Here is a 6,927-nt window from a genome sequence, read left to right on the forward strand (position 1 = left end):
CCGGCTGGAAGGCCAGCGTGCGCGGAGCGACACCGGCCGTGCGCTCTGGAAAAGACGTGAGGGGCTTCGTGGGGAAAGTGACGACGTCCAACCCTCGCTGGGGCCGGACATTCCTTGGGGCGAGGTGTGGGGACCGGAGGCCTCGTGTCGGGGACGTAGAACTTCGGGCGGGGTGGTTCGTTCACTGAGACGAACAGACCCCTTCCATTCCCGGAGTACTTCATGGACCTCAAGTCCCTGTCGCGGGCCGTGCTGTCGGCCGCGCTCGCCACCAGCTTGTCCGCTGCCCCCGCCCTGGCCGAGTCCGCCGTCCCCGTGCGGCCTGGCGCCGTGGCTCCCAAGGCGCCCCCAGCGGTGAAGCCTTCCCAGGAGCAGCCCCCGGCGGTGAAGCCCACCCAGGAGGCGCCGCCCCAGGACGCGAAGGTGAAGGCGCCCCGCCCTGAAATCGAGGTGGTCTTCGTGCTCGACACCACGGGCTCGATGAGCGGCCTGCTGGAGGGCGCGAAGGCGAAAATCTATTCCATCGCGTCTCGCATCGCCCAGGGCCGGCCCACGCCGCACCTGAAGGTCGGCCTGGTGGCGTACCGGGACGTGGGGGACGACTACGTGACGAAGCGGTTCGACCTGAGCGACGACCTGGACACGGTGTTCGCGAACCTGCGGCGCTTCGAGGCGGGCGGCGGAGGCGACACGCCCGAGCACGTGGGCCGGGGGCTGGGCGAGGCGGTGTCGAAGCTGTCGTGGAACCAGGACCGGTCGGTGATGAAGGCCATCTTCCTGGTGGGCGACGCGCCTCCGGCGAAGCACAACGACGACTGGGACTTCAAGCACTGGGCGAAGCGCGCCCGCGAGCAGCACATCGTGGTGAACACCGTGCGCTGCGGCTCGGACGAGGAGACGCAGACGGCGTGGAAGTACGTGGCGAAGCTGACGGACGGCACGTTCGACTCCATCGACCAGTCGGGCGGCATGGTGGCGGTGGCGACGCCGTATGACGCGGAGCTGGCGAAGGTGAACTCGGCGCTGGCGTCGAAGACGCTCTACACCGGCAAGGCGGAGGTGCAGACGGCGAACAAGGCCCGCGCCGAGGCCATGGCGGAGCTGGCTCCGGAGGCCGCGGCCGAGCGCATCAGCTACATGCGCAAGACGAGCGGCAGCGGCTCGCCTGGTGCGCCCGCGCCGAGCAGCGCGCCCAAGGCCGTGGGCGGAGCGGTGGACCTGGTCTCCGCGCCCGCGGCGCTGGCGAGCGTGCGTGACGACGAACTGCCCTCGGAGCTGAAGGGCCTGAGCGTGGAGGGGCGGGCGAAGAAGGTGAAGCAGCTCGCCGACGAGAAGAAGGACCTGGAGACGCAGGCGTCCAAGCTCGCCGCCGAGCGCGAGGCGTGGCTCGCGAAGAACCGTCCGGAGAAGGAGGACGCCTTCGACGCCAACGTGATGAAGGGCGTCAAGGCCCAGGCCGCCAAGCACGGCGTGGCGTACTGAGCCGCGCTTCGCTCGAGACACCCAGGGGCCGTGGTTCGCCTTCCCAGGCGGCCACGGCCCTCTTCGCTATTCGCGCGTCACCGCCTGGAGGATGACTTCGCGGCGCCGGTCCAGCAGGCGCAGCGCCAGGGGCAGCGAGCCCCGGTAGATGACCAGGTTGAGGCCCGCGCACAGGGCAATCATCGCCGCGGACTGCCAGGAAGGGCCGTCCTTCCCCGCCAGCTTCAACGCCCAGCCAAAGGGCATGCAGCCGACGCTCGCCGCGACGATGCCCAGCATGGACGCCGTCAGCGGCACCTTGTCGCGCCGCTTGAGGCTCGCGTGGAACTTCACCGGGAAGTAGAGCGAGAGGAAGTTGCCGGCGGCCATCAGCACGGGCACGACGCCCAGCACCGCGGCCAGGGCGCACGCGATGTCCACCGCCGTCCCGAAGCCGAAGTACACCCGGTAGAAGACGGCCACCATCAGCGCCATGCCGAGCGCCGCCGCCGCCTGCACCTGGTTCTTCGCGCGCAGCACGTCCGCCAGGTCCAACGGCGCCGCGAGGAACGCCGCGAAGCCCTGTCCGTCATAGGCGAAGGTGTTCTGGGAGAACGTCGACGCAATCACCACCGCGCCGTAGATGCACAGGCCGCCCATCAGCCACGCGTCCGCGGAGCGACCCAGCAGGAAGACGAACAAGTCCCGCCCGGACAGGAGCTTCAGGAGGATGGCCAGGATGAAGGGCACCGACGCGAGCAGGCGCGCGCGCGGGTTGCGCCACAAGTCCAGCGCCTCGCGCGTCACCAGCGTGGAGAAGCGCGTGCGCGTGCGCTCGAACGGGTTGCTGTCCTTCGCGTCCTTCATCTGCGGCCCCGCGCGTCCCGACTGCCGGTGGAAGCGCATCAGCAGCGCGTACGCCACCGCCATGCCCACGGCCGCGAAGAACAGCAGGCCCAACGCCTCCGCCATCGCCACGCGCGGGCGGAACCAGGCGAGCTGTCCCAGGCCGTCTCCGAAGAAGCCCGGAGGCACGCGCCCCAGCGCCACCGCCGCGTTGATGATGAGCGACATGTCCAGCGCGTCCACGCCGTCCTCGCCCACCGCCGTCAGCCACGAGGTGTCGATGGGCGGAATGAACGACGCGGCGATGAGGAACGCCAGCAGGCCGCCGCCCATGATTTCCGCGCTGCGCTTCTCTCGCAGCACGTTGATGACGGCGTACAGCGCCACGCGGCTCCACGCGGCGCAGAGGAACGCGAACAACACGTAGAGCACCACCGCCAGCCACGGTGCCCACAAGGGATAGACGGACGCGAAGCCCAGCGCGGCGCCCGTGAGCGGTGCGTAGAACACCAGCGCGCGCGGCTCGAAGAGGCTGGCCACCGTGGAGGCGATGAGCAGGCGGAAGGGCGAAATCGGAAACGCCGCGTACCGGCTCAGCTCCGAGTGGTCATCCACGCCGGCGGACAACAGCGGCCAGGTCACCCACACGGAGAAGGTGACGAAGCACAGCAGGTTGAGGATGAAGTACGGCCAGACGTCGCTCTCCACGACGGGCTTGAGCCGCATCAGCGCGAAGAAGAACAGGCCGAAGAACAGGCCCGGCGCGCTCGACGCGACGAACGAGCCCACCGCGAGCAGGCGGCTCTTGCCCGGCCCCTGGTTCAACCCGATGTTGAATCGCAGCCCCCACAACAACCACAGGTGCCGGAAGAAGCCGGGAACGGCGGGGCGGCTCATGCTGGCTCCCGCAGTGGGACGACGGGAGCGGGGGCCTCGCCATAGAACGACAGCCGCGCGTTGCGCGACGAGGGCACGGCGATGAGCTTCTCGAACACCGCCTCCAGCGAAGAACAGTCGTAGCGCTGAAGCAAAGAGGACACCGGTCCCTGGTCCAGCATGCGTCCGGCCTGGATGATGCCCGCGTGGGTGGCCAGCCGGTCCGCGATCTCCAGCACGTGCGTGGTGAGCAGCAGCGTGACGCCGCGCCGGCTCAGCTCGCGCAAGAGTTCGCGGATGACGCCCGCGGCCAGCACGTCGATGCCCTCGAAGGGTTCGTCCAGCAACACCAGCTCCGGTGCGTGGATCAACGCCGCGGCGATGGCGAGCCGCCGCCGCATGCCCTTGGAGTACTCGGAGACGAGCGAGCCCGCCTTGTACGTCAGCTCCGTCAGCTCCAGGAGCTCCGTGGCCCGCGCTCCGGCCTCGTCGCCGTCCAGGCCGTACATGCGCGCGCAGAAGGTGAGGTACTGCCGGCCGGTGAGCCGCTCGAAGAGGCTCAGCTCCTCCGGCACCACGCCCACGCGGCGCTTCACCTCCATGGGCTTTTGCACCGCGTCCACGCCGAGCATGCGGATGGAGCCCGCGTCGGGGCCGTACACGCCTGTCAGGAGCGCGATGCTGGTGGACTTCCCGGCGCCGTTGGGGCCCAGGTACGCATAGAAGGCCCCCTTGGGTATCTGGAGGTCCAGGCCGTTGAGCGCGGTGAAGCCACCAAAGCGCTTGATCAGCCCGCGCGCGTCGACGGCGAGGTCATCGGAAGGGGAGGGCGTCATGAAGTGACGCCATCACACCCGAGCCCGGCCCCCGGCGACAATCCCCACCCGGCGCGCCAGGCACGGAATCCTCAGTGGACGAAGGCCATCTCCGGCGGGCCGACAATCTGCTGCACCGTCATCCGCACCTTGTCCAGGTCCACGGGCTTGGAGATGTAGCCGGCCGCGCCCACCAGCTCCGCCTCCCACTCGAAGCCGTAGCCGGAGATGATGATGATGGGCAGCCCCCGGGCACGCGGCATCTTCTTCAGCGCGTCCAGGAGTCCCCATCCGCTCATCACCGGCATGCGCAGGTCGAGCAACACGGCGGCGGGCATGTCGCCCTCCAGATGGTCCAGCGCTTCGCGGCCGTTGGCGGCCTGAACGGTTCGGTAACCCATCTCCTCGAGGGCATCGCAGATGAGCGTGCGGTGACTCGCGTCGTCATCGACGACCAGGATGTGGGACATGGCAGGGCCTCAGAGGGGAGCTGCGGCGTCTCGGACCGCGGGATTCTATGGGCGGCAAGATGGGAACGGGGAGTTCATTCCGGAAGGGGGCGCCCCACTTTTCAACAGCCAACCACCCTCGCGATGCAACCCGCTTCGCGGCTACTCCTGGGGCTTCTTCTCCAGGTCTCCGGACCCGTCTGCCCCGTGGTCCGTCCGCCGCAGATACGTGTTGTGCGCATAGCCCTGGCGCGACAACCGCTGCGACTCGATGGCGTCCGCGACCTTCGTGCACACCTGTCCCAGCAGGCGCAAGGACTCCGCCAGCAGCTTCTCGGCGTGGTCCTGGGCGTCGGCGGCGGCGATGGTGGTTCGCTCTTTGCGGAACAGCCCTGGCAACTTCATCCCTCCGAATCTAGGAGACCCCGCCGTCAGGCGCCACCGCCCTTGGGGCCCCTTCAGCCCCCCAGGGACCTGTCCCGGCCTCGGACTCGGCGCCACCTCGCTCCCTTGACAGGATTGACCGGCTGGCAAATTTACATTTTTGAGCAGACCTCGCCTGCGACACCCTCTCCAGCCCCGGAACTGTCGTGTAACCCACGGGAATTCATAGGGCTTAACGAATTTTCAAGTGGGGGGATGACATCGAGTTAATTCGTCCCTACATTGCTTCTCGTCTCATTGCTGCGGAGGAGACGCGCATGGCTTACGACGGCGAGCTGGTGAAGATGGAGAACGGTCGCTGGGCGCGGTTCCAGCGGTGCCAGGTGTACCGCCCGGGTGTGGCGGACGCTGGCGAGACGATGCTGCTGATCGCCGTGGAGCTCGAGGAGCGCTACCAGCTCCTCCTCGACGGGGCGGCGGATTCCCTGGCCCAGTACCGCTACCAGGGCGTGCCCGTGCAGGTCCGGTTGGATCCGGACGCGCAGGCCATCACCCTTCAGCCGGAAGTGGCCGCATCCGTACCCGCCGTGCACTGATGCCGCGCTCCCCGTGAGCGCGCCGGTGCGGGTTTGACGGATTCACAACACAAGGGGCCTCGCGATTCACATCGCGGGGCCCTTTGAATTTACAGCCCCCGGCGGGCTGCGTCAGCGACCCTCCAGCCAGCGCGAGTACGCCCCGAAGTCGTAGCCCCGGCCGAGGAAGTCCCGGACCAGGTCCGCGGCGTCCTTGGAGCCCCCCGGCGCCAGCACGGTGTCGCGGTAGCGGTGGGCGGTCTCCACGTCCATCAGCCCGTGCTCCTCGAAGGGCGTGAGCAGGTCGCGCGCGATGACGAGCGACCAGAGGTACGCGTAGTAGAGCGCCGAGTAGTCGCCATCCAACTGGGTGAAGGCGAGGTGGGCGTACGTGCCGTTGACGGCGCGGAAGGGCAGGTAGCGCTCCTGGAGCGCCAGGACGCTCGCGGTGGAGTCGGTGCCCTCGGGGTTGCCGGCGTGCAGATTGAGGCTGACGGCGGCGTAGAAGAGCTGCTGGCGCACCCAGAGCCCCTTGCCGAAGGAGTCCGCGCGGCGCATGCGGGAGATGAGGTCGGCGGGCAGCGGCGCGTCCGTGTCGATGTGGCGGGCGAAGCGCTGGAGTGACTCCACGCTCCAGGCCCACTCCTCCAGCACCTGCGCGGGGGCCTCCACGAAGTCGACCTCGGTGCGCGTGCCGGACAGCCCGGCCCAGCGGGCGCGGCCGCCCAGCACGTGGTGCAGCAGGTGGCCGAACTCGTGGAAGAAGGTGCGCACCTCGGAGTGCTGGAGCAGCGCGGGCCGCGTGCCGGGGCGGGGGAAGTTGCACGTCAGCACGCCCTCCGGCAGGGACCTGCCCGCGCGGCCCATGGCCAGGTCCCACTGCGCGGCGTGGGTGTACTTGCCGGGGCGCGGGTGCATGTCCAGGTAGAAGCGGCCCCGGCGCTCGGTGCCCTCGTAGACGTCCCAGACCTCCACGTCCGGGTGCCAGACGGGGGCGTCCGGCACGCGTCGGTAGGTGAGCCCGAAGAGGCTGGCGGTGAGGTCCAGCACGCCCTGCTTCACGCGCGTGTATTCGAAGTAGGGCCGCAGCTCGCGCGAGTCGAAGCGGTACTGCTCGGCGCGCACCCGGTCCTCCAGCCACGCCTGCTCCCAGGGCTCCACGCGGGTGGCGTCGGGCACCTGCTCACGCTTTCGCGCGAGCAGCGTGGCGTACTCCCCGCGCATGCGGCCGTCGACGGCGGCGGCCAGCTCCTCGATGAAGTCCGCCGCCACCTGCTGTCGGCGCACCATCTTGTCCTCGGCCGCGTAGGCCGCCCAGCTCGGGTAGCCCAGCAGCGTGGCCAGCGCGTGGCGCGCCTGGAGCATCCGCGCGAGCGTGTCCAGGTTGCGCGGATGGCCCCGGCGCCGTCCCAGGCGCCACAGCGCCTCGCGCGCGGCCGTGTCGCGCGCATACGTCATGAAGGGCCCCAGGTCCGAGGAGTCCGTGGCCAGGCGCACGCGGCCATCGGGGCCGGGCGGGTG

Annotated in this window: 7 protein-coding genes; 2 read left to right on the top strand and 5 right to left on the bottom strand. The window is 69.5% G+C overall.

Annotated features, from left to right (window positions below; genetic code table 11):
• The first annotated feature begins 222 nt into the window (after positions 1–222).
• A complete protein-coding gene (locus HR086_RS22470; protein WP_174466612.1) occupies positions 223–1,482 on the top strand; it encodes a VWA domain-containing protein in 1,260 nt (419 codons plus the stop codon).
• A gap of 66 nt (positions 1,483–1,548) precedes the next feature.
• Here the strand turns inward: HR086_RS22470 and HR086_RS22475 are convergent, their stop codons facing one another.
• From HR086_RS22475 to HR086_RS22490, 4 genes are all read right to left on the bottom strand, one after another.
• Positions 1,549–3,204: a hypothetical protein gene (locus HR086_RS22475; protein WP_174454767.1), complete on the bottom strand. Its 1,656-nt coding sequence runs from the start codon at positions 3,202–3,204 to the stop codon at positions 1,549–1,551.
• Positions 3,201–4,019: an ABC transporter ATP-binding protein gene (locus HR086_RS22480; protein ID WP_141642686.1), complete on the bottom strand. Its 819-nt coding sequence runs from the start codon at positions 4,017–4,019 to the stop codon at positions 3,201–3,203. Before HR086_RS22480 ends, HR086_RS22475 begins: the two co-directional genes overlap by 4 nt.
• Positions 4,020–4,090: 71 nt before the next feature.
• Entirely contained in the window at positions 4,091–4,468 is a 378-nt protein-coding gene (locus HR086_RS22485; RefSeq protein WP_141642685.1) for a response regulator, read from the bottom strand.
• A gap of 141 nt (positions 4,469–4,609) precedes the next feature.
• The gene (locus HR086_RS22490; protein WP_141642684.1) at positions 4,610–4,852 is read right to left on the bottom strand and encodes a hypothetical protein; all 243 of its coding nucleotides are present in this window, start codon (positions 4,850–4,852) and stop codon (positions 4,610–4,612) included.
• Between the two features lie 296 nt (positions 4,853–5,148).
• Between HR086_RS22490 and HR086_RS22495 the strand changes: the two genes are divergently transcribed.
• Complete coding sequence (locus tag HR086_RS22495; RefSeq protein WP_141642683.1) at positions 5,149–5,427, top strand: hypothetical protein; 279 nt, start codon at positions 5,149–5,151, stop codon at positions 5,425–5,427.
• A gap of 111 nt (positions 5,428–5,538) precedes the next feature.
• Here the strand turns inward: HR086_RS22495 and HR086_RS22500 are convergent.
• The coding region (locus HR086_RS22500; protein ID WP_174466613.1) for a M3 family metallopeptidase at positions 5,539–6,927 on the bottom strand (1,389 nt) is incomplete at its 5' end.

The organism is Myxococcus sp. CA039A, assembly GCF_013336645.1.
Classification (GTDB): Bacteria; Myxococcota; Myxococcia; order Myxococcales; family Myxococcaceae; genus Myxococcus; species Myxococcus llanfairpwllgwyngyllgogerychwyrndrobwllllantysiliogogogochensis.

Excerpts from the sequence above, each read along its gene's own strand:
- HR086_RS22470 (WP_174466612.1), top strand. The coding sequence starts at position 223 with ATGGACCTCAAGTCCCTGTCGCGGGCCGTGCTGTCGGCCGCGCTCGCC.
- HR086_RS22475 (WP_174454767.1), bottom strand. The coding sequence starts at position 3,204 with ATGAGCCGCCCCGCCGTTCCCGGCTTCTTCCGGCACCTGTGGTTGTTG.
- HR086_RS22480 (WP_141642686.1), bottom strand. The coding sequence starts at position 4,019 with ATGACGCCCTCCCCTTCCGATGACCTCGCCGTCGACGCGCGCGGGCTG.
- HR086_RS22485 (WP_141642685.1), bottom strand. The coding sequence starts at position 4,468 with ATGTCCCACATCCTGGTCGTCGATGACGACGCGAGTCACCGCACGCTC.
- HR086_RS22490 (WP_141642684.1), bottom strand. The coding sequence starts at position 4,852 with ATGAAGTTGCCAGGGCTGTTCCGCAAAGAGCGAACCACCATCGCCGCC.
- HR086_RS22495 (WP_141642683.1), top strand. The coding sequence starts at position 5,149 with ATGGCTTACGACGGCGAGCTGGTGAAGATGGAGAACGGTCGCTGGGCG.